This window comes from Silvania hatchlandensis, from assembly GCF_025564065.1.
Classification (GTDB): Bacteria; Pseudomonadota; Gammaproteobacteria; order Enterobacterales; family Enterobacteriaceae; genus Enterobacter; species Enterobacter hatchlandensis.
Map to the genome: position 1 here is coordinate 75,630 of NZ_JAMGZK010000043.1, position 26,950 is coordinate 102,579.

General features: G+C 58.2%; 27 protein-coding genes. 16 read left to right on the forward strand and 11 right to left on the reverse strand.

Annotation, left to right across the window (positions count from 1 at the left end; all coding sequences use genetic code 11):
• Positions 1–108 precede the first annotated feature (108 nt).
• Positions 109–1,617: a sodium/proline symporter PutP gene (gene putP / locus M8014_RS07080; RefSeq protein WP_271281815.1), complete on the reverse strand. Its 1,509-nt coding sequence runs from the start codon at positions 1,615–1,617 to the stop codon at positions 109–111.
• A gap of 422 nt (positions 1,618–2,039) precedes the next feature.
• On the opposite strand from putP, the gene putA reads away from it, so the two are divergent.
• Together putA and M8014_RS07090 are read left to right on the forward strand one after the other, a co-directional pair.
• Complete coding sequence (putA, locus tag M8014_RS07085) at positions 2,040–6,002, forward strand: trifunctional transcriptional regulator/proline dehydrogenase/L-glutamate gamma-semialdehyde dehydrogenase (RefSeq protein ID WP_271281816.1); 3,963 nt, start codon at positions 2,040–2,042, stop codon at positions 6,000–6,002.
• A gap of 109 nt (positions 6,003–6,111) precedes the next feature.
• Positions 6,112–6,507 (forward strand): lysozyme inhibitor LprI family protein, encoded by a 396-nt coding sequence (locus tag M8014_RS07090; protein ID WP_271281817.1) that lies wholly within the window; start codon positions 6,112–6,114, stop codon positions 6,505–6,507.
• Here the strand turns inward: M8014_RS07090 and rutR are convergent.
• A complete protein-coding gene (gene rutR, locus M8014_RS07095; RefSeq protein WP_271281818.1) occupies positions 6,504–7,142 on the reverse strand; it encodes an HTH-type transcriptional regulator RutR in 639 nt (212 codons plus the stop codon). The genes M8014_RS07090 and rutR overlap by 4 nt on opposite strands.
• Before the next feature lie 291 nt (positions 7,143–7,433).
• On the opposite strand from rutR, the gene rutA reads away from it, so the two are divergent.
• Genes rutA through rutG form a run of 7 tightly spaced genes read left to right on the forward strand, consistent with a single transcriptional unit; the run spans position 7,434 to position 12,876 of the window.
• A complete protein-coding gene (gene rutA, locus M8014_RS07100) occupies positions 7,434–8,525 on the forward strand; it encodes a pyrimidine utilization protein A (protein ID WP_271281819.1) in 1,092 nt (363 codons plus the stop codon).
• Positions 8,525–9,217: a pyrimidine utilization protein B gene (gene rutB, locus M8014_RS07105; protein ID WP_271281820.1), complete on the forward strand. Its 693-nt coding sequence runs from the start codon at positions 8,525–8,527 to the stop codon at positions 9,215–9,217. Before rutA ends, rutB begins: the two co-directional genes overlap by 1 nt.
• 11 nt (positions 9,218–9,228) lie before the next feature.
• Positions 9,229–9,615 (forward strand): pyrimidine utilization protein C, encoded by a 387-nt coding sequence (rutC, locus tag M8014_RS07110; protein WP_271281821.1) that lies wholly within the window; start codon positions 9,229–9,231, stop codon positions 9,613–9,615.
• Between the two features lie 7 nt (positions 9,616–9,622).
• Entirely contained in the window at positions 9,623–10,435 is an 813-nt protein-coding gene (gene rutD / locus M8014_RS07115; protein ID WP_271281822.1) for a pyrimidine utilization protein D, read from the forward strand.
• A complete protein-coding gene (locus tag M8014_RS07120; protein WP_271281823.1) occupies positions 10,432–11,022 on the forward strand; it encodes a malonic semialdehyde reductase in 591 nt (196 codons plus the stop codon). Before rutD ends, M8014_RS07120 begins: the two co-directional genes overlap by 4 nt.
• Positions 11,023–11,031: 9 nt before the next feature.
• Positions 11,032–11,526 (forward strand): NADH-dependent FMN reductase RutF, encoded by a 495-nt coding sequence (gene rutF, locus M8014_RS07125; protein WP_271281824.1) that lies wholly within the window; start codon positions 11,032–11,034, stop codon positions 11,524–11,526.
• A gap of 21 nt (positions 11,527–11,547) precedes the next feature.
• Positions 11,548–12,876 (forward strand): pyrimidine utilization transport protein G, encoded by a 1,329-nt coding sequence (gene rutG, locus M8014_RS07130; protein WP_271281825.1) that lies wholly within the window; start codon positions 11,548–11,550, stop codon positions 12,874–12,876.
• On the opposite strand, the gene M8014_RS07135 is transcribed toward rutG, so the two are convergent.
• Together M8014_RS07135 and M8014_RS07140 are read right to left on the reverse strand one after the other, a co-directional pair.
• Positions 12,873–13,787, reverse strand: a complete 915-nt coding sequence (locus tag M8014_RS07135) for a DMT family transporter (protein WP_271281826.1) — start codon at positions 13,785–13,787, stop codon at positions 12,873–12,875. The genes rutG and M8014_RS07135 overlap by 4 nt on opposite strands.
• 144 nt (positions 13,788–13,931) lie before the next feature.
• Positions 13,932–14,108 (reverse strand): con-10 family general stress protein, encoded by a 177-nt coding sequence (locus tag M8014_RS07140; RefSeq protein ID WP_271269511.1) that lies wholly within the window; start codon positions 14,106–14,108, stop codon positions 13,932–13,934.
• Between the two features lie 392 nt (positions 14,109–14,500).
• On the opposite strand from M8014_RS07140, the gene wrbA reads away from it, so the two are divergent.
• Positions 14,501–15,097, forward strand: coding sequence for an NAD(P)H:quinone oxidoreductase (wrbA, locus tag M8014_RS07145; RefSeq protein WP_271281827.1), 597 nt, complete (start codon positions 14,501–14,503; stop codon positions 15,095–15,097).
• 20 nt (positions 15,098–15,117) lie between these two features.
• Complete coding sequence (locus tag M8014_RS07150; RefSeq protein WP_271281828.1) at positions 15,118–15,345, forward strand: YccJ family protein; 228 nt, start codon at positions 15,118–15,120, stop codon at positions 15,343–15,345.
• A 45-nt stretch (positions 15,346–15,390) separates the two neighbouring features.
• On the opposite strand, the gene agp is transcribed toward M8014_RS07150, so the two are convergent.
• Entirely contained in the window at positions 15,391–16,632 is a 1,242-nt protein-coding gene (gene agp, locus M8014_RS07155; protein WP_271281829.1) for a bifunctional glucose-1-phosphatase/inositol phosphatase, read from the reverse strand.
• A gap of 150 nt (positions 16,633–16,782) precedes the next feature.
• On the opposite strand from agp, the gene M8014_RS07160 reads away from it, so the two are divergent.
• Together M8014_RS07160 and M8014_RS07165 are read left to right on the forward strand one after the other, a co-directional pair.
• Positions 16,783–17,229, forward strand: a complete 447-nt coding sequence (locus M8014_RS07160; RefSeq protein ID WP_271281830.1) for a winged helix-turn-helix transcriptional regulator — start codon at positions 16,783–16,785, stop codon at positions 17,227–17,229.
• 216 nt (positions 17,230–17,445) lie between these two features.
• Positions 17,446–18,240, forward strand: a complete 795-nt coding sequence (locus tag M8014_RS07165) for an SDR family NAD(P)-dependent oxidoreductase (RefSeq protein ID WP_271281831.1) — start codon at positions 17,446–17,448, stop codon at positions 18,238–18,240.
• A 3-nt stretch (positions 18,241–18,243) separates the two neighbouring features.
• Here M8014_RS07165 and M8014_RS07170 read toward each other — a convergent pair whose 3' ends face one another.
• On the reverse strand, positions 18,244–18,603 hold the full coding sequence (locus M8014_RS07170) for a winged helix-turn-helix transcriptional regulator (protein WP_271281832.1): 360 nt from the start codon (positions 18,601–18,603) through the stop codon (positions 18,244–18,246).
• Positions 18,604–18,703: 100 nt separating this feature from the next.
• Between M8014_RS07170 and M8014_RS07175 the strand changes: the two genes are divergently transcribed.
• The 3 genes from M8014_RS07175 (at position 18,704) to M8014_RS07185 (ending at position 21,163) form a co-directional block, all read left to right on the forward strand.
• Positions 18,704–19,456 carry an SDR family oxidoreductase gene (locus tag M8014_RS07175; RefSeq protein WP_271281833.1) on the forward strand — a complete coding sequence of 251 codons (753 nt, stop codon included), beginning with the start codon at positions 18,704–18,706 and terminating at the stop codon, positions 19,454–19,456.
• An 86-nt stretch (positions 19,457–19,542) separates the two neighbouring features.
• Positions 19,543–19,791 carry a DUF1272 domain-containing protein gene (locus tag M8014_RS07180; protein WP_271281834.1) on the forward strand — a complete coding sequence of 83 codons (249 nt, stop codon included), beginning with the start codon at positions 19,543–19,545 and terminating at the stop codon, positions 19,789–19,791.
• Entirely contained in the window at positions 19,781–21,163 is a 1,383-nt protein-coding gene (locus tag M8014_RS07185; protein WP_271281889.1) for a M24 family metallopeptidase, read from the forward strand. Before M8014_RS07180 ends, M8014_RS07185 begins: the two co-directional genes overlap by 11 nt.
• A 65-nt stretch (positions 21,164–21,228) precedes the next feature.
• Here M8014_RS07185 and M8014_RS07190 read toward each other — a convergent pair whose 3' ends face one another.
• From M8014_RS07190 to M8014_RS07210, 5 genes are all read right to left on the reverse strand, one after another.
• Positions 21,229–21,489, reverse strand: a complete 261-nt coding sequence (locus M8014_RS07190) for a hypothetical protein (protein WP_271281835.1) — start codon at positions 21,487–21,489, stop codon at positions 21,229–21,231.
• Between the two features lie 9 nt (positions 21,490–21,498).
• Positions 21,499–22,011, reverse strand: a complete 513-nt coding sequence (locus tag M8014_RS07195; RefSeq protein ID WP_271281836.1) for a hypothetical protein — start codon at positions 22,009–22,011, stop codon at positions 21,499–21,501.
• Positions 22,012–22,595: 584 nt separating this feature from the next.
• On the reverse strand, positions 22,596–23,771 hold the full coding sequence (locus tag M8014_RS07200) for a YncE family protein (protein ID WP_271281837.1): 1,176 nt from the start codon (positions 23,769–23,771) through the stop codon (positions 22,596–22,598).
• A gap of 35 nt (positions 23,772–23,806) precedes the next feature.
• The gene (locus M8014_RS07205; RefSeq protein WP_271281838.1) at positions 23,807–26,026 is read right to left on the reverse strand and encodes a TonB-dependent receptor domain-containing protein; all 2,220 of its coding nucleotides are present in this window, start codon (positions 26,024–26,026) and stop codon (positions 23,807–23,809) included.
• 186 nt (positions 26,027–26,212) lie between these two features.
• Complete coding sequence (locus tag M8014_RS07210) at positions 26,213–26,950, reverse strand: energy transducer TonB (RefSeq protein WP_271281839.1); 738 nt, start codon at positions 26,948–26,950, stop codon at positions 26,213–26,215.

The following is a 26,950-nucleotide window of genomic DNA, read 5'->3' on the forward strand; positions in this document are numbered from 1 at the left end:
ATCCTCATTGTTTTTAGCACAAGGATATGAGCGTAAGTTGCAGAAATAAGCAAGAAAAAAGCCGGGTAGCGTAAACGCTTACCCGGCCTGGCGTGTGCGAGGAATTGCTTACTCAGGCTGTAACTTTGTCGGCGGGGCGCTGTGATAAATCGCGTCTGCGTCAGCAAAGCGTTTCTGCATGGCAGCAGACGGCGCTTTGCCCAGCAGGCTGAACACCACTATGCCAATGCTGCCAAAGATAAAGCCCGGAATGATTTCATACAGACCCAGCCACGCGAACTGCTTCCAGACAATGACGGTAACCGCACCGATAATCATCCCCGCCAGCGCGCCGTTACGGGTCATGCGGGACCACAGTACCGAGAACAGCACCACCGGACCAAAGGCCGCGCCAAAACCTGCCCAGGCATAGCTCACCAGACCCAGCACGCGGTTTTCTGGATTTGCCGCCAGCGCAATGGAGACCAGCGCCACCAGCAGCACCATAAAGCGCCCTACCCATACCAGCTCTTTCTGGCTGGCGTGTTTACGCAGGAAGGCTTTGTACAAGTCTTCAGTGATCGCACTGGAGCAGACCAGCAGCTGGCAACTCAGGGTCGACATCACCGCTGCGAGGATCGCTGAGAGCAGGATCCCGGCAATCCACGGGTTGAACAGGATCTGCGCCAGCTCGATAAACACGCGCTCGGCGTTCTGGTTCACCGCACCCGCCAGCGACGGGTTGTTGTTGAAGTACGCGATACCGAAGAAGCCTACCGCACAAGCCCCGGCCAGACACAGGATCATCCACGCCATGCTGATACGACGGGCATGAACGATGGTGTGGTGGGAATCTGCCGCCATAAAGCGCGCCAGAATGTGCGGCTGACCGAAGTAACCCAGCCCCCAGCCCATCAGCGACACAATCGCGACAAAGTTCAGGCCCTTCAGCATGTCAACGTTTTCGACGCTCTTCTGCTGGATCACCGCCAGCGAATCACCCAGACCGCCCACGGAGAGAATCACCATCACCGGGGTCAGGATCAGGGCGAAGATCATCAGGCTGGCCTGCACGGTGTCAGTCCAGCTTACCGCCAGGAACCCGCCCACGAAGGTGTACAGGATGGTCGCGGCTGCGCCCGCCCAGAGTGCGGTTTCGTAGCTCATGCCGAAGGTGCTTTCGAACAGGCGCGCACCGGCCACGATGCCGGAGGCACAGTAGATGGTGAAGAACACCAGAATGACCACTGCGGAGATAATGCGCAGAATACGACTGTTATCTTCGAACCGGCCGGTGAAGTAGTCCGGAAGGGTCAGGGCGTTGTTGTTAGCCTCGGTGTGCACGCGCAGACGCCCGGCCACCAGCTTCCAGTTAATCCAGGCTCCGACGGTCAAACCGATGGCGATCCAACTCTCCGAAATACCGGAGATAAAGATCGCGCCCGGCAGGCCCATCAGCAGCCAGCCGCTCATGTCGGATGCACCCGCAGACAGCGCGGTTACCACCGGGCCGAGGCTGCGCCCGCCGAGGATATAGTCGTCAAAGTTTTTGGTAGAACGCCATGCAAGGAACCCTATCAGGATCATGCCAAATATATAGATAAGAAATGTCACCAGCATCGGTGTGCTAATTGCCATTTAAATACTCCGCAAATATGGTCGACAGCCTTCCCGGCTGCCTGTTATTCCATCACCGGAACGAGGTGATGATGATGTGTGTTTCTGTTGGCCGCGCGTATCCTGCCGTATGCACTGCCGTGACACAAACGATTTAACACTGCATTCACATCATTTTCATCCCCGGTTTCACATCAGTTTCCTGGAGGTTGCACTCGCTCACGTTTTTTTGGGTTGCACCGTCAAAAACTGTTAAGTCCCGCATGAAACCAGGCTTTCGTCGTAAAATCCACACCTTTATTCAGGTTAACATCACACTAACAATCCATTCATTTTTCAGCTTGCAAACCGGGTCACATTTAACGAGGTTGCACAAAGTTGCAACATAGTGGATATTCCACGTTAACCACATTATCGGTAGAAAAATCACAGGAGTTTTTGGCATGGGGATGACCACCATGGGAGTTAAGCTGGATGACGCCACCCGCGAACGAATTAAATCGGCTGCCACGCGCATTGACCGCACGCCGCACTGGTTAATTAAGCAGGCAATCTTCAACTATCTGGAAAAGCTGGAGAGCGACGACGCTCTGCCAGAGCTGCCTGCCCTGCTGGCCGGTGCCGCCAATGAAAGCGACGACGCTCATGACGCGGCCGATGAGATCCACCAGCCGTTCCTCGATTTTGCCGAGCAGATCCTGCCTCAGTCCGTCAGCCGCGCCGCTATTACCGCCGCGTACCGCCGGGCAGAGACCGACGCCGTGCCGATGCTTCTGGAGCAGGCGCGTCTGCCGGAGCCGATTGCTACCCAGGCCCATAAGCTGGCTTACGATCTGGCCGACAAGCTGCGCAGCCAGAAAACCGCCTCGGGCCGCGCCGGGATGGTGCAGAGCCTGTTGCAGGAGTTTTCTCTCTCTTCGCAGGAGGGCGTGGCCCTGATGTGTCTGGCGGAAGCGCTGCTGCGTATCCCGGACAAAGCCACCCGTGACGCGCTGATCCGCGACAAAATCAGCAACGGCAACTGGCATTCGCACATTGGCCGCAGCCCGTCGCTGTTTGTTAACGCCGCCACCTGGGGCCTGCTGTTTACCGGCCGTCTGGTCTCCACCCACAACGAAGCCAGCCTCTCCCGCTCCCTGAACCGCATTATCGGCAAGAGCGGCGAGCCGTTGATCCGTAAAGGCGTGGACATGGCGATGCGCCTGATGGGGGAGCAGTTCGTCACCGGGGAGACCATCGCCGAAGCGCTGGCCAACGCCCGCAAGCTGGAAGATAAAGGCTTCCGCTACTCTTACGACATGCTGGGTGAAGCGGCCCTGACCGCCGCCGACGCGCAGGCCTATATGGTCTCTTATCAGCAGGCGATCCACGCCATTGGTAAAGCCTCCAACGGCCGCGGCATTTATGAAGGCCCGGGGATCTCGATTAAGCTCTCCGCCCTGCACCCGCGCTACAGCCGCGCCCAGTACGACCGGGTGATGGAAGAGCTCTACCCGCGCCTGAAGTCCCTGACCCTGCTGGCGCGCCAGTATGACATCGGGATTAACATCGACGCCGAAGAGGCCGACCGGCTGGAGATCTCCCTCGATCTGCTGGAAAAACTGTGCTTCGAACCGGAACTGGCGGGCTGGAACGGGATCGGCTTTGTCATCCAGGCCTATCAGAAGCGCTGTCCGTTTGTGATTGATTACCTGATTGACCTCGCCACCCGCAGCCGTCGCCGCCTGATGATCCGTCTGGTGAAGGGCGCCTACTGGGACAGCGAAATCAAACGCGCCCAGATGGACGGCCTGGAAGGCTATCCGGTCTATACCCGCAAGGTTTACACCGATGTCTCTTACCTCGCCTGCGCCAAAAAGCTGCTCGGCGTGCCGAACCTGATCTACCCGCAGTTTGCTACCCATAACGCCCACACCCTGGCGGCGATCTACAGCCTGGCCGGCAATAACTACTATCCAGGCCAGTACGAATTCCAGTGCCTGCACGGCATGGGTGAACCGCTGTACGAGCAAGTGACCGGTAAAGTGGCCGACGGCAAACTTAACCGTCCGTGCCGAATTTACGCCCCGGTGGGCACCCACGAAACGCTGCTGGCGTACCTGGTGCGTCGCCTGCTGGAAAACGGCGCAAATACCTCCTTCGTTAACCGCATCGCCGATAACACCCTGCCGCTGGACGAGCTGGTTGCCGATCCGGTGCAGGCGGTGGAAAAACTGGCCGCCCAGGAAGGCACCACCGGTCTGCCGCATCCGAAAATTGCCCTGCCGCGCGAACTGTACGGCAGCGAGCGGGTTAACTCCTGCGGGCTGGATCTGGCAAATGAACACCGTCTGGCGTCGCTCTCCTCATCCCTGCTGAACAGCGCGCTGCAAAAATGGATTGCCCGACCGATCCTCGAGCAGGCGGTGGCCGACGGCGACATGCTGCCGGTGGTTAACCCGGCCGAGCCGAAAGATGTGGTCGGCTATGCGCGGGAAGCCAGCGAGCAGGAAGTGGAGCTGGCGCTTAACAGCGCGGTGAACAACGCCCCAATCTGGTTCGCCACCCCGCCACAGGAGCGTGCGGCGATCCTGGAACGCGCTGCGGTGCTGATGGAAGATCAGATGCAGCAGCTGATTGGCATTCTGGTACGCGAAGCAGGTAAAACCTTCAGTAACGCCATCGCCGAAGTCCGCGAAGCGGTCGACTTCCTGCACTACTATGCCGGACAGGTGCGCGACGACTTTGCCAACGAAACTCACCGCCCGCTGGGGCCGGTGGTCTGTATCAGCCCGTGGAACTTCCCGCTGGCGATCTTCACCGGGCAGGTTGCCGCAGCCCTTGCCGCAGGCAACAGCGTGCTGGCGAAACCGGCCGAGCAAACCCCGCTGATTGCCGCTCAGGGGATCAACATCCTGCTGGAAGCGGGCGTCCCGCCAGGCGTGGTGCAACTCCTGCCGGGTCGCGGCGAAACGGTAGGCGCGAAGCTGACCGCCGACAACCGCGTGCGCGGAGTGATGTTCACCGGCTCGACCGAAGTGGCCTCCCTGCTGCAGCGTAATATCGCCACCCGTCTTGATGCTCAGGGTCGTCCGACGCCGCTGATTGCCGAGACCGGCGGCATGAACGCAATGATCGTCGACTCCTCGGCCCTGACCGAGCAGGTGGTGGTGGACGTGGTTTCTTCCGCCTTCGACAGCGCCGGTCAGCGCTGCTCGGCCCTGCGCGTGCTGTGCCTGCAGGACGACATTGCCGACCACACGTTGAAAATGCTGCGCGGTGCGATGGCGGAATGCCGGATGGGCAATCCGGGCCGTCTGACCACTGACATTGGCCCGGTGATCGATGCCGAAGCCAAAACCAACATTGAAAATCACATTCAGGCGATGCGCGCCAAGGGCCGTCCGGTATTCCAGGCGGTGCGTGAGAACAGCGAAGACGCGCGTGAATGGAACAGCGGCACCTTCGTGGCGCCAACCCTGATTGAACTGTCCAGCTTCGACGAGCTGAAAAAAGAGGTCTTCGGCCCGGTGCTGCACGTGGTGCGTTACAACCGTAACAACCTCGATCAGCTGATCGCGCAGATTAACGCCTCCGGCTACGGCCTGACGCTGGGCGTGCATACCCGTATCGACGAGACCATCGCCCAGGTGACCGGCAGCGCCAACGTCGGCAACCTGTACGTCAACCGCAACATGGTGGGCGCCGTGGTCGGCGTGCAGCCGTTCGGTGGCGAAGGCCTGTCGGGCACCGGACCAAAAGCCGGGGGACCGATGTACCTGTATCGCCTGCTGGCGCACCGTCCGGCGAACGCGCTGGGCGTAACCCTGGCGCGTCAGGATGCCCAACGTCCGGTGGATGCGCAGGTGAAAGCGGTGCTGATCCAGCCGCTGGAGGCGCTGACGGCCTGGGCAGAAAAACGCCCGGCGCTGCAGGCGCTGTGCCAGCAGTATGCCGAGCTGGCGCAGGCCGGAACCCAGCGTCTGCTGCCGGGGCCAACCGGCGAGCGCAACACCTGGACGCTGATGCCGCGCGAGCGCGTCCTGTGCGTGGCGGATAACGAGCAGGATGCGCTGGTACAGCTGGCGGCAGCGCTGGCGACGGGTTGTGAAGTGCTGTGGCCGGAAGATGGTCTGCACCGGGACCTGGCGAAGCAGCTGCCGAAGGCGGTGACCTCACGCATTGGCTTTGCCAAACCGGACGTGCTGACCAGTCAGGCGTTTGATGCGGTGATCTACCACGGCGATTCCGACCAGCTGCGCGAACTGTGCGAGCAGGTGGCGGCGCGCGACGGGGCGATTGTCTCGGTGCAGGGCTTTGCCCGGGGCGAGGAGAACCTGCAGCTCGAACGTCTGTACGTTGAGCGCTCGTTAAGCGTCAACACCGCCGCCGCAGGCGGCAACGCCAGCCTGATGACCATCGGCTAAACGTGCAAACTGCCCCCGGTAGCGCTACGCTTACCGGGGCGACAAAGCGACAAATAAACCGTAGGCCGGATAAGCGCAGCGCATCCGGCTTTTTTACAGGGAGAGAATGATGAAAAGAGTCTTGATTGCCGGTGCGGCATTGCTGCTCAGCAGCCAAGCGCTGGCGGATGAGTGCGCCAACGCGACGACCCAATCCGAGATGAATGCGTGCAGCGCCCGGCAGTACCAGGCCGCCGACAAGAAGCTGAATCAGACCTATCAGGCGGCGAGCAAACGGGCAGACACCGCCCAGCGTGACCTGCTGAAGAGAGCGCAGCAGGCGTGGATCACCCTGCGCGATGCGGACTGTGCGTTTGTCGGCTCCAGCACCGAAGGCGGCAGCATCCAGCCGATGATCGTCAACCTGTGCCTGGCCGAAAAGACCAGCGAGCGCGAAGCGTTTCTGGCCTCGCTGATGCAGTGTGAAGAGGGCGACCTGAGCTGCCCTCTGCCGCCTGCGAATTAACGCACCCGAATCCCTTCGATAATCATCCGCTGCACGTTATCCACCGTGCTGTGGAAAAAGTCATCATCTTTAAGCGACTTGCCGGTCACCGCCTCCACCTGCGCAGAAAAATCGGCGTAGTGCTGGGTGGCGGCCCAGATCATAAAGATCAGATGATGCGGATCCACCGGGGCCAGTTTGCCGGTGGCGACCCAGCCAGCAATGATCCCCGACTTCTCGTCCACCAGCGATTTCAGATCGCCGCTCAGGGCCGCTTTCAGCAGCGGCGCGCCCTGCAGCATCTCCAGACAGAACAGCCGCGACGCCTGAGGATAATCCCGGGAAACTTCCAGCTTCAGGCGGATATACTGCTGGATCGCCTCCAGCGGGGCCAGCTCTTCACGAAATGCCCGCAGCGGCGCCAGCCAGACATCAAGCAGATCCTGCAACACCGCCACGTACAGCGCCTCTTTCGAGGGAAAGTAGTACAGCAGATTGGTTTTTGAGACCCCCGCCAGCTCCGACACCTGCTCCAGCCGGGTACCGTGGATGCCAAACTGTGAGAAGGTCTCCAGCGCGGCGGCAAGAATCGCCTGTTTTTTTGCGCTTACCGCCTGCGAACGTTTACCGGGTGTTTTCACTGCGCCTTGTGCCATCTGCTCACTCCTTTTTGTATTTGCCCTCAGCATAGCAAAACCCCTGCCGTCTCACGACAATCTGCACCCCCATCGCGCACGACTGCCTGCTTTGTGTGCAAGGTTTTTGACCGTTCAGTCCACTTTTTTAACCCGCATTTAAGCAACCATACGTTAACACGTTAATAACAAAGATAATTTCAAAACTGGCATCGCCTTTGCAAAACAGCCTTACGCGGCTGAACAGGAGATGCAGGATGCAGCGCCACGTCAGACATTCACCCCCCATGTTGAGATGAAGAGAGGTTTGTGATGAAAATTGGCGTATTCGTTCCTATCGGTAATAACGGCTGGCTGATCTCTACCCATGCGCCGCAATATCTGCCGACCTTCGAGCTGAACAAAGCCATCGTGCAGAAAGCAGAGCACTATCACTTCGATTTTGCCCTCTCGATGATCAAGCTGCGCGGCTTCGGCGGTAAGACCGAATTCTGGGATCACAATATGGAGTCGTTCACCCTGATGGCCGGACTGGCGGCGGTCACGTCGCGTATTCAGATTTACGCCACTGCCGCCACCCTCACCCTGCCACCGGCGATTGTCGCCCGGATGGCGTCGACTATCGACTCCATCTCCGGCGGGCGCTTTGGCGTCAACCTCGTCACCGGCTGGCAAAAACCGGAGTACGAGCAGATGGGGCTCTGGCCGGGGGATGAGTACTTCTCTAAGCGTTACGACTACCTCACCGAATATGTACAGGTGCTGCGCGACCTGTGGGGCACCGGCAAGAGCGACTTCAAAGGGGATTACTTCACCATGAACGACTGCCGGGTGAGCCCCCAGCCGTCTTCGCCGATGAAGGTGATCTGCGCCGGGCAGAGCGACGCCGGGATGGAATTCTCGGCAAAATACGCCGACTTTAACTTCTGCTTTGGCAAAGGGGTCAACACCCCGGCGGCCTTTGCGCCAACCGCCGCACGCATGAAACAAGCGGCAGAAAAAACCGGGCGCGACGTTGGATCCTACGTGCTGTTTATGGTGATAGCCGACGAAACCGATGACGCCGCCCGGGCGAAGTGGGAACACTATAAAGCCGGGGCCGATACCGAGGCCCTGAGCTGGCTCAGCGAGCAGAGCCAGAAAGACACCCGATCCGGGGCTGACACCAACGTGCGCCAGATGGCGGATCCAACCTCGGCGGTGAATATCAATATGGGTACCCTGGTGGGATCGTACGCCAGCGTGGCGCGGATGCTCGACGAGGTCGCCAGCGTGCCGGGGGCCGAGGGCGTACTGCTGACCTTCGATGACTTCCTGGCAGGCATTGAAACCTTCGGCGAGCGCATCCAGCCGCTGATGCAGTGCCGGGCGCACCTTCCCGCCCTGACGCAGGAGGTGGCGTAATGACGACTCTGCCCGCACGCCCGGAAGCCATCACCTTTAATCCCGCGCAAAGTGCGCTGATCGTGGTGGACATGCAAAACGCTTACGCCAGCCCGGGAGGCTATCTCGATCTGGCCGGGTTTGATGTCTCCACCACCCGGCCGGTTATCGACAATATCCGCACCGCCGTGGCTGCCGCCCGTGCCGCCGGAATGCTGATTATCTGGTTCCAGAACGGCTGGGATGAACAGTACGTAGAAGCAGGCGGCCCCGGCTCGCCCAACTTCCATAAATCGAATGCGCTGAAAACCATGCGCCAGCGCCCGGAGCTGCACGGCAAGCTGCTGGCGAAAGGCGGCTGGGATTATCAGTTGGTGAACGAGCTGGTGCCGGAGCCGGGCGATATCGTGCTGCCGAAACCGCGCTACAGCGGCTTTTTCAACACCCCGCTGGATAGCATCCTGCGCAGCCGGGGGATCCGTCATCTGATCTTTACCGGCATCGCCACCAATGTCTGCGTGGAGTCGACCCTGCGCGACGGCTTCTTCCTGGAGTATTTCGGGGTGGTGCTGGAAGACGCTACCCACCAGGCCGGCCCGGCGTTTGCCCAGCAGGCCGCCCTGTTCAATATCGAAACCTTTTTTGGCTGGGTCAGCGACGTCGCCACCTTCTGCGACGCCCTCTCCCCCGCCGCTTATGCCCGTATCGCCTGAGGAGCTAACAAATGCCGAAATCCGTCATTATTCCACCGGGCACCAGCACCCCGATCGCCCCCTTTGTGCCGGGCACGCTGGCTGACGGCATCGTGTATGTCTCCGGCACGCTGCCGTTTGACGCGCATAACAACGTGGTGTTTCCCGACGACCCAAAGGCGCAAACCCGCCACGTGCTACAGACTATCCAGCGCGTTATCGAAACGGCGGGCGGGACGATGGCGGACGTGACCTTCAACAGCATCTTTATCACCGACTGGAAAAACTACGCCGCGATTAACGAAATCTACGCCGAGTTTTTCCCCGGCGATAAACCGGCGCGATTCTGCATTCAGTGCGGGCTGGTCAAGCCCGAGGCGCTGGTGGAGATCGCAAGCGTTGCCCACATTGCGAAGTGAGGTTGCCATGAAGCTATCCCTTTCACCTCCGCCCTTTGCTGACGCGCCAGTGGTGGTGCTGATCGCCGGGCTGGGAGGCAGCGGCAGCTACTGGCTGCCCCAGATCGCGGATCTGGAGCAGGAGTATCAGGTGGTGTGCTACGACCAGCGCGGAACGGGAAATAACTCCGGCGCGCTGCCGGAGGATTACAGCCTCGCCCAGATGGCCGATGAACTGTGGCATGCGCTGGCAGAGGCCGGGATCACCCGCTTCTGCGTGGTGGGCCATGCGCTGGGGGCGCTGATTGGCCTGCAGCTGGCGGTGGATAACCCCGCAGCGGTCAGCGCACTGGTGTGCGTCAACGGCTGGCTGACGCTGCACCCGCATACCCGGCGCTGTTTCCAGATACGCGAGCGGCTGCTGCATGCCGGTGGCGCCCAGGCGTGGGTAGAGGCTCAGGCGCTGTTTCTCTATCCGGCAGACTGGATGGCGGCCCGCATGCCGCGCATGGAGGCCGAAGAGGCGCTGGCGCTGGCTCATTTCCAGGGCAAAGAGACGCTGCTGCGCAGGCTGTACGCCCTGAAAGCGGCCGACTACAGCCGCGCGGTGGCACAGATCCGCTGCCCGGTGCAGATAATCTGCTCCGGGGACGATCTGCTGGTGCCCGCAGTCTGTTCAACGCTGCTGCACGCCGCCCTCCCTGGCAGCGTGCATACGGTAATGCCCGGCGGCGGACATGCCTGCAACGTCACCGAACCCGAGATCTTCAACGCCCTGCTGCTGAACGGGCTCGCCAGCCTGCTGCACAGCCACAATCGATTTTATAAGGAGCTGCAATGAGCGAAGCCATCAACCCAACGGCGCAGCACGCACTGTTTACCGAGGCGCGCAGCCATAACGGCTGGCTGGACCGCCCGGTCAGCGACGAGACGCTGCACGAGATCTACGACCTGATGAAGTGGGGCCCGACCTCCGCCAACTGTTCCCCGGCGCGGATGGTGTTTATCCGCACCCCGGAGGGCAAAGAGAAGCTGCGCCCGGCCCTCTCCAGCGGCAATCTGCAAAAAACCCTTACCGCCCCGGTCACCGCCATCGTTGCCTGGGACAGTGTGTTTTACGACCGTCTGCCCGCGCTGTTTCCCCACGGCGATGCCCGTAGCTGGTTTACCGCCAGCCCTGCGCTTGCCGAGGAGACCGCATTTCGCAACAGTACCCTGCAGGCGGCGTATCTGATTGTTGCCTGCCGTGCGTTGGGGCTCGATACCGGGCCGATGTCCGGCTTCGATCGCGAGAAGGTCGATGCGGCCTTCTTCAGCGACAGCAACCTGAAAAGCAATCTGCTGATCAACATCGGTTACGGCGATAACAGCAAGCTGTATGGTCGACTGCCCCGGCTGAGCTTTAGCGACGCCTGCGGGCTGGCATAAGGAGCGAACATGAGCATTCCGGATAAACAGTCCTTTCGAGATGCGATGGCCTGCATCGGCGCGGCGGTGAATATCATCACCACCGACGGCCCCGCCGGACAGGCCGGGTTTACCGCCAGCGCAGTGTGTAGCGTGACCGACTCTCCGCCAACACTGCTGGTGTGCCTCAATCGCGGGGCCTCGGTGTGGCCGGTGTTCAGTGAAAACGGCACCCTGTGCGTCAACACCCTGAGCGGCGAACAACAGTCCCTGTCTACTCTGTTCGGCGGTAAAACGTCGATGGCGGAACGCTTCGCCGCTGCGCGATGGCAGACGGGCGAAACCGGCTGCCCGCGGCTGGAGGAGGCGCTGGCCTCCTTCGACTGTCGGATAAGCCAGGTGGTGAGCGTCGGCACCCACGACATTCTGTTTTGCGACATTGTTTCCCTTACCTGCCACCCTGCGCCGCACGGCCTGGTGTGGTTTGACCGCGGCTACCACGCACTGATGCGACCCGCCTGTTAACCCTCCTTAAGGAGACCGCTGATGGCATTTTTCGATTTTCCTCACTGGCAGTTGAAATCGACCTCTTCAGGCAGCGGCGTGGTCGCGCCGGATGAACGTCTCCCACTGGGACAAACCGCGGTAATGGGGGTGCAGCACGCGGTGGCGATGTTTGGCGCCACGGTGCTGATGCCGATCCTGATGGGGCTCGATCCGAACCTGTCGATTCTGATGTCGGGGATTGGCACCCTGCTGTTCTTTTTCATCACCGGCGGGCGGGTGCCGAGCTATCTCGGCTCAAGCGCGGCCTTTGTCGGCGTGGTCATCGCTGCCACCGGCTTTAGCGGTCAGGGCGTTAATCCGCAGCTGAGCGTGGCGCTGGGCGGAATTATCGCCTGTGGGGCGATCTACACCCTGATTGGTTTTGTAGTGATGAAGATGGGCACCCGCTGGATAGAACGGCTGATGCCGCCGGTGGTCACCGGGGCGGTGGTCATGGCGATTGGCCTGAACCTCGCCCCGATTGCGGTCAAAGGCGTTTCCGGGTCGGCGTTTGACAGCTGGATGGCGGTGGTGACGGTGCTGTGTATTGGCCTGGTGGCGGTGTTTACCCGGGGCATGATCCAGCGTCTGCTGATCCTCGTCGGGCTGATCTTCGCCTGCCTGATCTATGCCGCGCTGACCAGCGTCTTTGGTCTGGGCACGCCGGTCGATTTTACGCAGGTAGCACAGGCCGCCTGGTTTGGTTTACCCCAGTTGACCGCCCCAACCTTTAACGGCCAGGCGATGATGCTGATTGCCCCGGTGGCGGTGATCCTGGTGGCAGAGAACCTCGGTCACCTGAAGGCGGTGGCCGGAATGACCGGGCGCAATATGGATCCCTGGATGGGACGGGCCTTTGTCGGTGACGGGCTGGCGACCATGCTGTCGGGCTCGGTGGGCGGTAGCGGCGTTACCACTTACGCCGAGAACATTGGCGTGATGGCGGTAACCAAAGTCTACTCGACGCTGGTGTTCGTGGCGGCGGCGGTGATTGCTATTCTGCTCGGCTTTTCACCGAAGTTCGGTGCGCTGATCCACACCATCCCGGCGGCGGTGATTGGCGGCGCATCGATTGTAGTGTTTGGCTTAATCGCGGTGGCAGGGGCGCGCATCTGGGTGCAAAACAAGGTCGATCTCAGCCACAACGGCAATCTGATTATGGTCGCCGTCACGCTGGTGCTCGGCGCCGGTGATTTTGCCCTCTCGCTCGGCGGCTTTACGCTCGGCGGGATCGGGACGGCCACCTTCGGCGCCATCGCGCTCAACGCCCTGCTCAGCCGCCGGATGGCCAGCGCGACGCAGGGCGACGTCGCGGTTCAGGAGCGTTAATCAACTGTGGCGCTGTCGATCTGCGGCAGCGCCTTTTTCTTTCTTTTAAGCTTGAGTTCGCTGACCAGTACCCCGGCAATGATAAACGCCGCCCCCAGCAGGGCCAGCAGGGGCAAACGCTCTCCGGCCAGACGGCCAAAGATCCCCGCCCACACGGGCTCCCCGGTGTAAATCACCGTCGCCCGCGTCGGCGATACGCTGCGCTGGGCCCAGTTCATTGTCACCTGAATAATGGCGCTGAAAATGCCTAACCCCAGCGCCACGATCCACAGCCCTGGCACCATCGGCGGCACCGACTCCCCGGCCGGGATCATTGCCATAAAGGCCACCAGCGAGGCGGTCGCCAGCTGCACCACGGTCACCCGTTTGACGTCCACTTGCCCGGCCCAGGCGCTGATCAGAATGATTTCAGCCGCAATTGCCACCGCGCCCACCAGGGTGATCATCTCCCCGGGACCCAGCGCCAGCAGGTTATCCCCCGGTCCCGCCAGCAGGATTAGGCCGATAAAGGCCAGCACGATACCGATGCAGGACATCAGCCCCGGCGTGCGACGCAGGCACAGCCACTGCAGGAGCGGCACCAGCGGCACGTACATGGCGGTAATAAACGCCGATTTACTGCTGGGGATAGTCTGCAATCCCCAGGTCTGCAGGCTGTAGCCCAGCGCAATTGACACCCCAATAGCCACCCCGGCTTTCAGCTCGGTCATGGTCAGGCCGGGCAGGGTTTTCAGACACAGAAGCGCGACGGCGAGTGCGGCAGTGGCAAAGCGCAGGCCGACGAAGAAAAAGGGATCGCTGAGGGTCACCGCATACTGCACGGCAAGAAAGGTCCCGCCCCAGAACATGGTAATGAGGATCAGGATCGCTTCCTGCGGCTTGATGGAAAAGGCATAACGGGAGAAGGACATGAGACACCAGCACAAATAATCAATCCGCTAGTGTGCGATGCCCGGGGTAACAGTTCAATGCCAGGAAAATAAAAAAACCGCCGGAAGAGCCGGCGGCCGGGGTGCGGGATGGGTTACAGGACCCATTGTTCAGACGGCGACAACCTAGTTGTTTCTGTTGCTGCCATGGCTATTTTTGCCCCCTTTTTTGCCAGCTTCGGATGCGCGTTGAGGGTCATTTTTGAAATTCCCCCCGCTTTGCTGGCCACCTTTACGACCTGCTTCTGATGCTCTTTCACGGTCTTCAGCAAAATTACCTGACCCACCACGATGGTTAGCCATGTCTGACCTCCAGAGTTGCGAAACATTAATTTATACAACCTACGGTGAGAGACAAATCACTCACCTGGCGGCTCAGGGACAGGGCCGTTATCTGCGCCGCGTGAACCTAAGCTTAGTGGAGTGAGGCCATTCAGCCAGCGCATCGTAATATCCTGCAATATGTAATCAGCCTTTCGCATGAAAGAGCGGAAAGCGAACCCATAAGCCTTTCTTATCACTCTGGAAATCAACGATAAGGAAAATGTGTCATTTTGCGACAAAGAACAGCGCATGAAAATTATTGTTTAAAATCAAAGAAATGGTTTACAGATTTGCAGTCTCGCGCCCACGTCATATCTTTAAATAACCGCAGCGTGTTGCTGCCTGAACAAAAAACCGAGGAGTAATGCGAGATGACGAAAATTCTGGTGCTCTACTATTCGATGTACGGACACATTGAAACCATGGCTCAGGCAGTGGCGGAAGGCGCCAGTAAAGTCGAGGGGGTTGAGGTGACGATCAAGCGCGTCCCGGAAACCATGCCCGCAGAGGCATTTGCGAATGCGGGGGGTAAAGCGCAGGACACGCCGGTGGCGACACCGCAGGAGCTGGGCGATTACGACGCGATCATTTTTGGCACCCCGACGCGTTTTGGCAATATGGCCGGGCAGATGCGCACCTTCCTCGACCAGACGGGCGGGCTGTGGGTCAAAAATGCCCTGCACGGCAAGATCGCCAGCGTGTTTAGCTCAACCGGCACCGGCGGTGGCCAGGAGCAAACCATCACCTCCACATGGACGACCCTGGCGCACCACGGAATGGTGATTGTGCCGATTGGCTACGGAGCAAAAGAGTTGTTTGATATTTCGCAGGTTCGCGGCGGCACGCCGTACGGTGCAACGACCATTGCCGCAGGCGACGGTTCGCGACAGCCGTCGGAAACCGAGCTGAATATTGCCCGTTACCAGGGGGAATATGTCGCGGGTCTGGCCGTTAAACTGAAAGGTTAACTCTCAACAGGAGGATTCCAATGCCAACTCAAGAAGCAAAAGCCCATCGCGTCGGCGAATTTGCGCGTTTACGTAATACATCGCCGGAAATCGCCGAGGCGATCTTTGAGGTCGCGAAATATGACGAAAAACTGGCAGAGAAAATCTGGGAGGAAGGGAACGATGAAGTGCTGGTGTTAGCCTTCGAAAAAACCGACAAAGACTCGCTGTTCTGGGGCGAGCAGACTATCGATCGGCAAAACGTCTGATGTTCGGGTAAGGGGGCTATAGAGCCCCCTTTACTTTTATCGTCCTTACTTCGCAGCCGCGTTTAACACCTTGTTAAACGTCTCAATCGGACAGAATCCTTCACCATCCACCGGACAACCGTTCAGCGCCAGAGTCACGCGCTGGGCCGGGTCTTTTAGGCTAAGTACCTCGGCATTTCGCAGCTGTTCCGTGCTCTGATAAACATACTCAATCTTCATCAGATCGCGATTGCCGGTCTTATCGTGCCAGCGCTGGAAGATAATTTTTCCGCCAATTGGCGTGCGCTCATACTGGTCGTGAAGCTGATAGGGCGTAAAGTCGAGCGCTTTCAGCAAGGAGGCGATATTGGAGTCGTGTCCTACCAGCAGGGTGATTTTTGGCGCTTTGGCCTGGTCGGTAACCAGCGCGGTATCGATGTATTTCACCAGCGGTTTCGCCACGTTACGTGCCACGTCCGCCGAGGTGAACAGCGAGTCCTGATAGCCGTTTTTCAGCTGCGACAACACTCGCCACTGCTGGTCGGTTTTGATCTCTCCCCAGGCGACCTGATCCAGCGGGAAGCCCTCGTAATATTGCAGGGTAAAGGCATCCACCAGCGAGTTACCCACCTTCAACGGGCCAGAGACGCCGGGCTCTTTCTGGTAGTCGGCGCTGTAGGTATCTTTTGCCTCGCTCAGGGAGCAAACCTGCTTCTCTTTACAGGACGGAGACTGCGCGTAGTCGGTCATCTTCTCCAGCAATTTGTAGCTGTCGCCGAGGTGCATTCCCTGGCGCTCCTTGTCCATCGCCTGCAGCGCTTTTTGTTTGAATTCAGGTGAGTTGTCGGTGATCACCGGGTTAAAGGTCGGGTCCATGGTGCCCATTTGTTCCTGATGGTGCACCGGGACATCACAGCCCGGGAACGCGCCGGTGATAAAGAACTGCGCGGTCGCCACCGTACGCTGCAGGCTGTTGGCGTAGGCGTACACGCTGCCCGCCGTCGGGCATTCACCTGCGGTCACCATCCCCTGCTCTGCCAGCCACTCGCGCAGATAATGGCCCATATAGACCTCCAGCACGCCGCCTTTGGTGGTCAGCTGCCCGCCCGGTACATCCCACTCCGGCCATTTGCTGGGGGTGGATTGTTCCAGCACGCTGCCGTTGTTGGCCAGCGGTGCGCGCAGATTATGGCGGCTCATGATCAAGACCTGCTCCAGCTGATACCCGTCTGGCGCGGTCTGCGCCTGCACACCGCAAGAGAGGCCGATGCTGCCCGCCACGGCGGCGGCAATTAGTGCTTTTCTCATCCCTCAATCCTCATTGTGTTTTTTATCGTCAGCTTGAGTGTGACAGATTTGTGACGAATTTCCTGGAACCCGCCCGCAAACTGGCGGCTAACTTTGCAGGTCGGTGAAAATTGGTTTTATAATAAAACTTACCGCTGATAAGGAGTCGCCGTGAAACGTACCCGTCTGGAAGAGAGTTCCTGCCCTGTTGCCCGCTCGCTGGATATTATCGGCGACTGGTGGTCGCTGCTGATTGTGCGCGACGCCCTGCGCGGGATTACGCGCTTTGGCGAGTTTCAAAAAAGCCTCGGTATCGCCAAAAATATGCTGGCAACCCGGCTGAAGCTACTGGTTGACGAGGGCATTCTGGTGCTGCAACCGGCCTCCGACGGCAGCGCCTGGCAGGAGTACGTTCTGACCGAGAAAGGCCGCGCCCTGCAAACCGTGCTGGTGGCGCTTTCCCAATGGGGAAATGCGCATTTATTTGGCGAAGGGGATGTGGGTACGGTGCTGGTGGATACCGAGCACCGTCAGCCGCTGCGCACGCTGGCGCTGATTGCCAGCGACGGGAGGGTGCTACAGCCGGAGGAGATTACGCCGCAGTATCCGGGGGATTGACCTTTGCCGTATCCGGAAATCACTGCTGGGTCTGTTATTGCCCCTGTGGCGTGGGCTTATTCCACGCATCGGTATATTTGATCATCCCGTCAACGTAACCCCTCATTGCAGAGATCAAAAATAACGCGCAATTAGGTTGCATTATAGGACCAAATGACGCACGCTCCATTTGGTTTCATGATAAAACCATTAATCCTTTACGCTTGAGGTATCACGATGACAACGCAACGTTCTACGGCTTTGATTACCGGTGCATCTTCCGGGATTGGTGCGGTCTATGCCGACCGTCTCGCGGCCCGCGGCTACGATCTGGTACTGGTGGCCCGCCGGGAAGCGCGTCTGCAGGCGCTGGCGGCGCAGTTAGAGCAGCGCTACGGGGTGCAGGTCGCCACCCTGACGGCGGATCTGACGGATGAAACCGGGATCCGCGCTGTAGAAGAGGTGCTACGCAGCAACAGCAAAATCGACATGCTGGTCAACAATGCCGGCACCGCGCAGATGGCACCGTTCATGGCGGGCGACGTGGCGCAGCATCAGGCCATCAATATGCTCAACACCACCGCCCTGATGCGCTTGACCTATGCCCTGCTGCCGCGCCTGGCGCAGAACAATCGCGGGACGCTGATTAACATCGCCTCGGTGCTGGCGGTTCATGCCCGGGCAGGCAGCGCGCTGTACAGTGCCACCAAAAGCTGGGTACTCAATTTCACCCGTGGGCTGCAGGAAGAGTTTGCCGACAGCAACGTGCGTATTCAGGCGGTATTACCGGCGGCAACCGCCACCGAGATCTGGGCGATTTCTGGCGTGCCCATCGACAATCTGCCTGAAGGCTCGGTGATGACCACCGACAATATGGTGGACGCTGCGCTGGCGGGTCTGGATCAGGGAGAACTCATCACCATACCGCCGCTGCATGATGAATCCCTGTGGACACGCTATGAAGAGGCGCGGCTGGCGCTGTTTAATAGCGCACGCACTGGCGAACCGGCGCCACGCTATCTGCCGCGCTAAGCATTAGCGTTTAAGCTGGTCGCCGTACTCACGCATCCAGTCAGCCAGCGGGTCGAGGGCGCTTTGCAGCGTCAGGCCCAGGTCGGTGATGTGATACTCCACCCGGGGCGGGATCTCAGGAAAAACGGTGCGGGTGACCAGCCCGCGCTGCTCAAACAGACGCAGCTGGCGGGTGAGCTCTTTCTGGGTGATGGGCGCGGCCGCCCGCAGCAGATCGCCAAAGCGCACCGGCGTGTTCAGCACAATCAGCCGATAGATAATCGGGATCGCCCACTTGCCGGAGAGCAGGCCGATAAAACGGGTCATCGGGCAGGGTTGATGCTGTAAATTTTTTTCGTCCACGCACGCGCGTAATTCCGCCATTGCACACCTCTCGCCTCTTTAGTATCCATTAGGTACCTGGTTTCTTTTAGATACTAACGTTTCTATAGTGCTTTCTCCAGAGACAAATCAGGAGAAGAACATGGGTCGTTTAACGGGTAAATATACGCTGATCACCGGCGGCACCAGCGGCATTGGTCTGGCAACCGCGCAGGCCTTTCTCGCCGAAGGGGCGCACGTTGCGGTGACGGGACGCAACCCCGCAACGCGTGCCGAGGCGCAGCGTAGACTTGGGGATAATGCCTGGATGATCGACGCGGATGCGGGCGCTATCAATGCACAGCAGCAGCTGGCGGAGACGCTGGCATCACGCTGGCCACGGCTGGATGCGGTGTTTATTAATGCCGGAGATGTGACGCACGGCGCGCTGGAAACCTGGCAGGAGGAGGCCTGGGATCGGCTGATGGGCACCAATCTCAAGGGGCCGTTCTTTTTAATTCAGGCGCTGCTGCCGCTGCTGAATAATCCCTCTTCGGTCATTTTGTGCGGCTCGGTGAGCGCCCATATCGGGCTGCCCACCAGCAGCGCCTATGCCGCCAGCAAAGCCGGTTTGCTGTCGCTGGCGCGCACATTATCCATCGAGCTGCTGCCGCGCGGGATCCGCGTCAATGGCCTGAGCCCCGGCCCGGTCGCCACCCCGGCGCTGGGTAAGCTGGGTTTAGACGACGAGGCGCAGCGTGCGCTGCAAAGTGAGATCGCGAAACTGGTGCCGCTGGGGCGCTTAGGCACGCCGGACGAACTGGCAAAGGCCGCGCTGTATCTGGCCTCGGATGAGTCTACCTATACCCTTGGCACGGAACTGCTGGTGGATGGCGGGACGGCGATCGGACGGTAAAGGATGCGGGGGAGAGAGGTGGGTGCGTTGCTTTTATCTATCTGGCATAGTGAAGCAGACGCGGCCTGCTGAACAGGAAGATAAAAATGCTCGAGCTTCGACCAAATTGTGAATGGTGCGATCGTGACCTGCCTCCCGACTCCCCCGAGGCCAGAATCTGCTCGTTTGAATGTACCTTCTGCGCGAAGTGCGCGCAAACCGCCCTAAACCATCGCTGCCCTAACTGCCAGGGTGAGCTGGTGCGACGCCCGGTCCGGCCGGAGAACAAACTGGTCACATTCCCGGCGTCCACGACGCGGGTTCATGCGAAACGTGAGGAACATGATGATCGCTAACCGTATCCAGCTCCAGACCCTCCCGGCACCGCGTAAATTCACCGATGTTCCGCCGGTGCTGTTAAGCGATGCGACAATGCTCGAGCGCAAAGAAAAGGTGCTGTCCCGCATGAACGACGAAGGGTTTGACGCCCTCGTGATTTATGCCGACAAGGAGCATGGGGGTAACTTTGAATACCTGACCGGGTTTGTTCCGCGTTTTGAAGAGGGGCTGTTAATTCTGCATAACACGGGGCAGGCCACCGTCATTCTCGGCAATGAAAATCTGAAGATGGCGCAGCACTCGCGTATTCCGGTCACGCTGAAACATTGCCCGTATTTTTCGCTGCCCAATCAGCCGATGGAACAGGAGCAATCCCTTGAGACGTTAATCAGCGAAACGGGTCTGAATACCCTGTCCAAAGTGGGCCTGGTGGGCTGGAAAATGTTCACCTCTGCGGTTGCTGATAATAAGGCGCTGTTCGATTTGCCCTACTTTATCGTCGAGGCTGTCAAAAACAGTACCCTCGCAGCGCTCGAAAACGCGACGCATCTTTTTATCCGGGGCGATAACGGAGCCCGCGTCACCAGTAATGAGAACGAAATTGCCCATTACGAATACGGCGCTAATCTGGCCTCGAATTGTATTCTTGATGCCATGAATGCGGTGGAGCCCGGCATTCGCGAAACCGAGCTGGGGGCGCTATTAGCAGCAGAAGGCCAGTATCAGACGGTGGTCACCATTGCCGCCGCCGGGCAGCGTTTTGCTAAAGCCAACTTCTATCCCACTTATAAAAAGCTGGAACGCGGCCAGCCGCTGTCGATGAGCACCGGGTTTAAAGGCGGGCTTTCAAGCCGGACCGGCTTTGTGATTGCAGATGAAAGCGAGCTGCCGGAGAACCAAAAAGATTATCTCGACAGGGTGGCAAAACCCTATTTCGCCGCCGTCGCCAGCTGGCTTGAGAAGATTAAAATCGGCATGCCGGGCGGGGAGATGTATGCCCTTATCGAAAGCGTGCTCGATAAAAAACAGTACGGCTGGCACCTGAATCCGGGGCATCTTAGCGCCGATGAAGAGTGGATGTCGTCGCCGATTTATCCGCACTCGACCGAGACGCTAAAAAGCGGGATGATCCTGCAGATTGATATTATCCCTTCCGTGGCGGGCTATACCGGGGTAAGTGCCGAAGAGAGTGTGGCCCTGGCGGACAAGGCGTTGCAGGCCAACATCCAGGCGGCGTACCCCGACTTGTGGCAACGGATCGCCATTCGCCGGGACTATATTCGTAACGTGCTGAAGATTAATCTCGCCGATGAGGTGATTCCGCTGTCGAATACCGTGGCCTATCTGCGCCCGTTCTTGCTGGCAAAGGATAAAGCCTTTACCTGCTGATTAAGCGGCCTGAGCCCGGTGAAATACCGGACCCAGGCCTTATCCACGCCGATGGGCTTCAGGCATTACCAGTCGTTATCCTCGTGGTAGTGATTGTGATGGCCGCGATGGCTGTACTGGTCGTCGCGGTTGCGGTCTTCCTGATGATCGCGCTCCCACTCTTTTTTATCGTCTTTGTGCTTCTCTTTTTGGTGATGATTTGCCACAGCAGCGCCAACGGCCGCTGCACCCAGACCGATACCTACCGCCGACAGCACCGGATGATCTGCGCAGCCTGACAGCATGGCCATCACCGCCATTGCGGTAACTACTTTTTTCAGTTTCATAATGGGTTCTTAGCGCGAAGCGTAGATGTTACCGTGGTTGCCGGAATCTTCGTCTTTCCAGGTACCGCGATGGTTATCTCTGATGGTGTAAGTTGCGTAGCCATCGCGGAACGTCAGGGTATCGTTGTACGCATTCACATCGCGCATCTCTTTACCGTTCAGGTAGACCCCGGAGTCTTCGATGTGGATGTCCGCCCCGCGCTCGCCGTTGTCGAATTTCACCACGTAGTTACCGGCGAATTTGCCGTTGATGCCCGCATCGCTGTGGTTGTCGTTATAGCCATTTTGCTGATTGTCACGGTGGTGATGCTTACCGTAATGGCTCTGCTGCTCGCCATCGTTGTTGATAAAGCCGTGGCGTTCGTTCCACTCGTAAGACTTGTTGAGATCGCAGCCCTGCAGCTCGGAAGCCTGAGTGCAGCCGGAGCGCTCATACTTAGCGCGCTGCGCCGGGGTGATGGCACATGCGGTGGTGGCACTCACCAGACCGACGACCAGAATGGCTAAAACACGTTTTTTCATGCTATTGCTCGCTATCATCATTTTTATTGACTACATATTCTGCGGCGCAAATGGCCGCGTTATTTTTTACGCCTCTTTTTAAAACAGGCATAATTAAATTATCGCAATTACTTAACAGTGCAGTGACAATTTAATTAACGAATTGTCTATATTTACTTTTATATGAAAGTCTCGCCGCGCTATTATTCATCATTCGCTAAATCAGTCCACACGCGCCAGGCCAGCGCACCGCAGGCCAGAACTGCCGCGCCCTGACGGGCAACACAATGCATTTTACGTAATAACGCACACAATACATTAACAAGCCGTTTATATAACAGCATCATATTTACGCGCTCTGCCCGACGTTTATTAAACGGGTCACAAATAACAGTGCGGCGATATTACGGCTTTTTATTTCAGCTTCACAAAGGGTTTTAAACGGACAATTTCAAATACAGAACATTCTTAGCAGGGAATAGCAGGAAGAGAACAGAAATATTAATCAATGCTCATCTGAGAAAATGAATGCGTGAATACTTCCTTTGTATCACGGCAGAAGAGGGCCTGATGTTGCGCCCTCTCCTGCATTGACGGTGTAACGCTTAGGAACGGGTCAAATCGATACGCAGAATGCGCTCTTTTGCACCCTCAACGTACACGTCCGGATCCCAGTCGCGGTTAAAGCCCTCTTTGACGCCGACATACAGGGTATCCAGATCCGGTGACAGCACCATCTGATTCGGATACACCGGAGCGTTGAATTCCCGCGTGATAGCATAAGTGGTGGCATCGATCACGCTGATGGTACCGCTGGTGAAGTTGGTAACATAAATCTCATTGTATTTCGGGTTGTATTTCACCGCGTTGGTCCCGGCACCGGTGTGAACATACCCGAGCTGCTGACCATTGCGTAAATCGAATACGTACAACCCATCCTGCTGGCCACGGCGATCTTCATGGTCGAACACCACCACAAACGCGCGGTTCGAGTCAGAGTCCACCGCCAGATTCTGGACGCTGGCGATCTGCGGCTGCGGATCTTTCAGGCGGATGGTGCGCAGCACGGTCTGCTTTTTGGCATCAATTTCATTGATGTAATCTTTACCGCCAACATAGATCTTCTGCGTTTTCTCATCCTGGGTCAGGCCATAGGCGGTACCGCTGTAGGCCCCTTTCACCTCGCCTTTACGTGCCAGGGTGGTGCCGTCGAGCATCAGCAGCTTATGCAGCGCGGTCATGCCGTCGGCGGTTTTCTGCATATTGCTGTAGCTGACAAACAGCGTATTGGTCGGGCTGTTGTACACCATGTGCCGCAGGTGCTCAAAGCGCGCATCGGCGGCATTCGCCACCTTGAAGCTAAGTTTGTCGCTGGTTTTGGTCAGCTTGCCGGTCAGGGTATCGACGATGCTTACCCGCAGCGAAGCGGACTGGGTATGCCCGACATACAGCTGATGCTGCGGCTGATTCATCGCCAGCGAGAAAGCCCGGTACGGCATCGTCACCCGGCTTTCGGTGCTCAACGAGGCAGGGTTAAAAGCATACAGAAAGCCTTTGTTGGCCTCGCGGTTCATACGGTCAGTGACGGCGGCGTACAGTCGGTGGCTGGTATTATCAAAGGCCAGCTCATACAGGCCTTCATTGGCCTCCTGCAGATAGTTGGTTTTCATCGCGAAACGGGAAAGTTCACGCTGCGGCGGGTCTATTGCCCAGGCTGCAGTGGAAAAGAGCCCGGCAATCAGCAGGCATCCCAGCGAGGTGGTAACGTTACGGTGCTTCATAGTTATTCCTGGTCATCAACGTGATTAAGGGCAGATCAGAACTGGATTTCGCCGCCAAAGATGTAGGTCCGTCCACGCGCCGTGGTGTTAATGCTTGACCCTTCTTTCGCGTAATCCAGGCTCTGGTTCATGCGGTTAAGGGCGTCGGCGTAGTCGCGGTTGGTCACGTTCTGTACGCTGAAGCGCAGCAGCACGTCATCGGTCATCTGCCAGGTGCTGTAGAGATCGATGACCGTCGGAATGTTCGGCATGCTTTCTTTCGGCACCGAGTTGGTGTCGGTGTCGATCCCTTCGGTGCTCAGGCGTTTGGTCTTGCCGGTGAACTTGAACAGGCTGCCGATAGTGAGCTTCTGATTAAACAGGCGTCCGCCCACGTCCAGCGTGGCGTAGTAGTCCGGCAGATCGCTAAGGTCGCTGTAGGCAAAGCTGTAAACGGTACTGGCGATCGAGGTGGGCTGATCGGTGTGCTGCTTGCTCCAGGAGAGATTAGCGTAGGCGAAGCCTGCGTCGTACCCGCCTTCAATCTCGTAACCTTTGCTGGTGACCGGCGATGTGGTGTTCAGATACACGTTGGCGTTAAAGCCACTGAATGAGTCGTCGTAGTCATGACACAGCTGCCCGTCGTAGCAGAGCATAAAGGACTCGCTGGTAATGTAGTTTTTGATCCGGGACTGCCAGGCCAGCGCCTTCATGTGGAAACTGTCCTGCTCCAGTAACAAACCCTGTTTATTGACGTTAAAGCCGGCTTCCACGGTCTCGGCTTTTTCAGGCTTGAGGAACGGGTTCATCGAGATCCCGCCTTCGTTGGCGAAGAATACTTCCTGCACGTTTGGCGCGCGCGACGAACGGCTCCAGCTGACGAAAGGCTGCAGCCACGGCGTCACCTGCGCAGAGAAGGTGGCTGACGGGTTAAAGGCTTTGTCATCCAGATTCAGCATCGCTTCCCCCTGCGGGAAGCACTTCTCATTGGCGGCACAGGCTGGTTTTTTGCCTTCAACCTGGCTGCGGGTATAGTTGAGGTTCAGGTCAAGCTGATAGATATCTTTGTTCAGCGTCAGACCGCTGTATAACGAGGCGATCTTTTGCTTACCCGCCGGGGCAAAGGCATTGCGATCGGTCTCGGTACTTTGCACAAAGCTGCGGCTGTAGCGGGTATCCATTAATTTCCCACCGACCTGTAGTGTCGTATACAGATCGTCCGCCATTTTAAAGCGGCTGGTGTTGTTGATATCAATGGCGTTCGATTTATTGGTGATCGACGAATTATTAAAGTTATACATCGCCTTCGGCTTATATTCCTGATTGCCGCGACTGGTGCTGGCCAGGACGTTTAATTCCACCAGCTCATTCAGCGGCGCGTAATTATAGCGCAGGGAATAATCGTCGCTGGTAATATCGCGGCGGGTAAAGGTATTAGTATAATTTCTGCCGGAGAATTCAAATTTATTAAACTGATCCAGATTGACGTTCAGCTTATACAGCTCGGAGTGCGGAGTCTGACGCAGGTATTTATTGTCTTCACCAATAAAATCTTTACTGCTGCGCCCGCCGCCATTTTTATAGGTCGCATAGGTGCGGGTGCCACTGATGCCCACCATCGCCCCTACCGCACCGCCGTTGTCAAAGGTGTCGGTCTTACCGGCAACGGCGACCATTCCGGTGCGTCCCAGCCCGTTATCCCCGACCGAGAAGCGTGACAGCAGGCCAGTCTGGCGTCCCTCTTTCAGGATATCGTCAATACCGATGGTGCGCATGTTGGCGCTCCCCGCCAGGGCGTTGACCCCCTGTGAACCGGCGCTGCTGCCGCGCGTAACGTCCACTTCGGCGAGGAAGTTAGGATCCAGCGGTACCCCTGCGGCGGTGTTGGAACCGCCATGATAGTTGGCCGGTGCCATGCCAAAGTAGGTCTGGGTCACGCCGTCCACCATGGTATTGACCCGGCCCAGGCCGTTCATTCCACGGATATTGACGCTAATCGCCCCCTGCAGCGGATCGATTTGCGTATAGGTTCCGGCCATGCTGCGCAGTGACGCATCCAGACTCTGCAAATTCTTATTCAGCGTGCGGGAACTGTAGGCGCCAGGACGAGAATAACTCTCCTCAGAGGAGCCAACATTCTTTTTTTCATCGAGGGTGTTATCCATTATTGTCAACGGTGAGAAAACGGATTCCCCCTCCTTTTCTGCGGCATACGCCGGGGTGTGGACAATAAGAATCCCGGTCAAAAGTCCTTTGACCATTTGCGGTTTTTTCATAATCAAATCCTGTATATCATTATTTACAAGCGCAAAAAAGGAGAGCGCGAGAGCGAAATAACGCCCTCCCCTTATCAAGCAAAATTTAATTTAAAACGTTATATTCAGCAGTAATGCATTTACTGGGTAATAAAAGCAGAGGGTTTAAATATCCAGTAAGCCAAATTCAACCGGCAGCGTGACTTTCTATACACCCTGGCGCACCAGCTCTTCTGGCGGTGGCGGCAGCGGTCGGGCATTGATCAGCGCCGTTAATGCGGCCTTGTCCAGGGACAGGGTGCCTGACGAGCTGACCAGCTTCGTACTGAGGATCTCGCCCCGGGCATCGACGCTAAAGGTAATCACCGCCGTCCCGGTCCGTTTGCGACGCCGGGCATCCTCAGGGTAGTTACGCATTTTGTTGATCTTGCCTTTGACCAGCGACTCCCAGCTGATTTTGCTTTGGCTGATCCGCGTGGCGTCCGTATCTAACGGGGCGGCATTGCGCAGGGTCTGCACCTTTTGCACCGGCGGCGCGGCCAGGCTGGTGGTGGTTGAATTGCCCTTCTCCTCCTTCTGTTCACGCTGGCTTTTCTTCTTGATGTCCGGCTTCTTACGGGCTTTGGGCTCCGGCTTTGCGGCGGCAATTTTCAGCTCCGCCTCTTCCTGTACCAGCAGCGTTGGCAGATCTTTGCTGTGGGTGCGTTCTTCCTCGGTCATGGCCTCAACCTTACGCTGCTGACTGACGCCAGCCGCCAGGTCGGGCCTGATCAAGGCCACTTCAAACTCCGGTGAATACTGAACCATGACCGCAGCCGGAGTGGTCTGTGGCTGCGGGCGGTTAAGCTGCACAATAAATGGCAGAGCCAGCGCCGCGTGGAACAACACGCTGGCCGTGGCGCTCCACGTCCACGGCGCGCGAGGCATGAGGTTATTCACATTCAT